This window comes from uncultured Aquincola sp. (genome assembly GCF_964001545.1).
GTDB lineage: Bacteria > Pseudomonadota > Gammaproteobacteria > Burkholderiales > Burkholderiaceae_C > Aquincola.
Map to the genome: position 1 here is coordinate 1 of NZ_CAXFDV010000322.1, position 2,335 is coordinate 2,335.

At 68.2% G+C, this 2,335-nt stretch carries 3 protein-coding genes; all 3 read right to left on the reverse strand.

The window, feature by feature from the left end; translation table 11 throughout:
- A partial coding sequence (locus ABNT58_RS11290) for a LacI family DNA-binding transcriptional regulator (protein ID WP_348753575.1) occupies window positions 1–527 on the reverse strand: 527 nt, incomplete at its 3' end.
- 68 nt (window positions 528–595) lie between these two features.
- Window positions 596–1,687, reverse strand: a complete 1,092-nt coding sequence (gene ugpC, locus ABNT58_RS11295) for a sn-glycerol-3-phosphate ABC transporter ATP-binding protein UgpC (protein ID WP_348753576.1) — start codon at window positions 1,685–1,687, stop codon at window positions 596–598.
- A 12-nt stretch (window positions 1,688–1,699) separates the two neighbouring features.
- On the reverse strand, window positions 1,700–2,335 hold a 636-nt coding region (locus ABNT58_RS11300), incomplete at its 5' end, for a carbohydrate ABC transporter permease (protein WP_348753577.1).

Below are 2,335 nucleotides of genomic sequence, written 5' to 3' on the forward strand. Positions count from 1 at the left end.
GCCATCTGCCGCACCGCCAGCACCAGGCCGGCTTCGTTGTCGAAGTCGAACCAGGCAAAGCCGTCGGGTTGGGCCGTGCGGCCATAGGCCACCATCGGCACGCCGACGCGTTGCAGGTAGTCGATGCGCTCGTCTTCCACGCGGGTGCGGGCGACGATGACGCCATCGACCCGGCCGCCGCTGATCAGCCGCTGGTAGGTGCGCAGCTCGGTGCGCTCACGGGCCGAGGCCAGCAGCAGGTCCATGTCGTCGGCTTCGAGCCGGTCGGACAGGCCTTCGATCACCTCCAGGAAACGCGGGTCGCCCAGGTCGCCCGCATCCAGCGGGTACACCAGGCCCACGGCGTCGGCGCGGCCGCGCGCCAGCCGGCGGGCGGTGCGGTTGGGCTGGTAGCCCAGCTCGCGGGCCATCTGTTCGACCCGCTCGCGCGTCTTGGCACTCACGTCGTCGTAGCCGTTGAGGGCACGGCTGACGGTGGTGGCCGACAGGCCGAGGCGGGCCGACAACTGCTTCAGATCGGTCGGCACGAAGGATCGGATTCCGGGGAATGCTGGATCGGAGGGGGCCAAGGATAGTCGCAAACCCCGCCGGATCGTCAGGCCGCCCGGCCGTTTTCGTCGAACAGGTAGCAGCTGCCCGGCTCGGGCCGCAGCACCACCGCCTGGCCCGCCGCCAGGGCCTGGCCGTTCTCGGGCAGCTTGACGGTGACCACCGACTCGGTGCCGGCCACGCGGGCATGCACCACCTGCACGTCGCCCAGGCGCTCGACCAGCACCACCGCAGCGGCGATGCCGCTGCCCGCGGTGGCCACGGCCAGCGACTCGGGCCGCACGCCCACCGTCATGCGGCGCGGCTGGCCGGCATAGCGGGAGGCATCGTTGCGCGGGGTGCTGAAGCTGGCCTGCTCGCTCAGCTGCACCAGCAGGTCGTGGCCGCTGGGCGAGCTGACCTCGCAGGGCAGCAGGTTCATCTTGGGCGAGCCCAGGAAGGCCGCGACGAATGTGTTGGCCGGATGCTGGTACAGGTGCATCGGCGGGCCCACCTGCTCGATGTGGCCGCCGTTGAACACCGCGATGCGGTTGCCCAGCGTCATGGCCTCGGTCTGGTCGTGGGTCACGTAGATCATCGTGGTCCCCAGTTCCTGGTGCAGCTTGGCCAGCTCCACCCGCATCTGCACCCGCAGGCCGGCGTCCAGGTTGGACAGCGGTTCGTCGAACAGGAACACGCCGGGCTTGCGCACGATGGCGCGGCCGATGGCCACGCGCTGGCGCTGGCCGCCCGACAAGGCCTTGGGCTTTCGGTCCAGCAGGTGGGTGATCTGCAGCACTTCGGCGGCGCGGCCGACGGCGGCCTTGACCTCGTCGCGCGAGGCGCCGTTGATCTTCAGGCCGAAGCCCATGTTCTCGCCCACCGTCATGTGCGGGTAGAGCGCATAGCTCTGGAACACCATCGCCACCTGGCGGTCGACCGGCGGCAGGTCGTTGGCCAGCCGGTCGCCGATGCGCAGCTCGCCGTCGGTGATGTCTTCCAGCCCGGCGATCATGCGCATCATCGTGCTCTTGCCGCAGCCCGAGGGGCCGACGAACACCATGAATTCGCCATCGGCGATGTCCAGGTCGATGCCCTTGATGACGTGCACGCCGCCGGCGTAGGTCTTGTGGATTTTTTGGAGTGAAACGCTGGCCATGGGGTTGTCTCGTTAGCCTTTGACGCCGCTGGAGATCGCGCTGCGCACGAACCAGCGTTGGAAGATCAGGAACACCAGCAGCGTGGGCAACGTGGCCATGGCGGCGAAAGCCATCACGTCACCCCACTGCCGCGGGAACTGGCCGAAGAAGGTCTGCATCGCCAGCGGCAGCGTGGCGTAGGTGTCGCCGCGCACCACCATGATGGGCCACAGCAGGTCGCCCCAACGGGCCAGGAACTGCAGCACCGCCACCGTGGCGATCACCGGCTTGGACAGCGGCATCACGATGCTCCAGTAGATGCGCAGCCGGCCTGCGCCGTCCATCAGCGCCGCTTCTTCCAGGTCCTTGGGCAGTGCGATGAAGAACTGGTAGAAGAGGTAGACCGAGAAGGCATTGGCGATGAACGGGATGATCTGCACCCGGTAGCTGTCCAGCCAGCCGAGCTCACCGCTGAACCAGGGCAGCTGGTTGGCCAGCAGCAGCAGCGGCACCGCAATCGCCTCGAACGGGATGATGATCAGCGCCACCACGATGGACAGCAGCAGCTGCCGCCCCGCGAAGCGGAAGCGGGCCAGCGCATAGGCCAGCATGCTGTTGACGAGGATGCCCAGCACCACCGTCAGGCTGACGGTGAACAGCGAGTTGAA

Bases quoted from the DNA above. Each gene is read 5' to 3' on its own strand.
- ugpC (WP_348753576.1), bottom strand. From the start codon at position 1,687: ATGGCCAGCGTTTCACTCCAAAAAATCCACAAGACCTACGCCGGCGGC.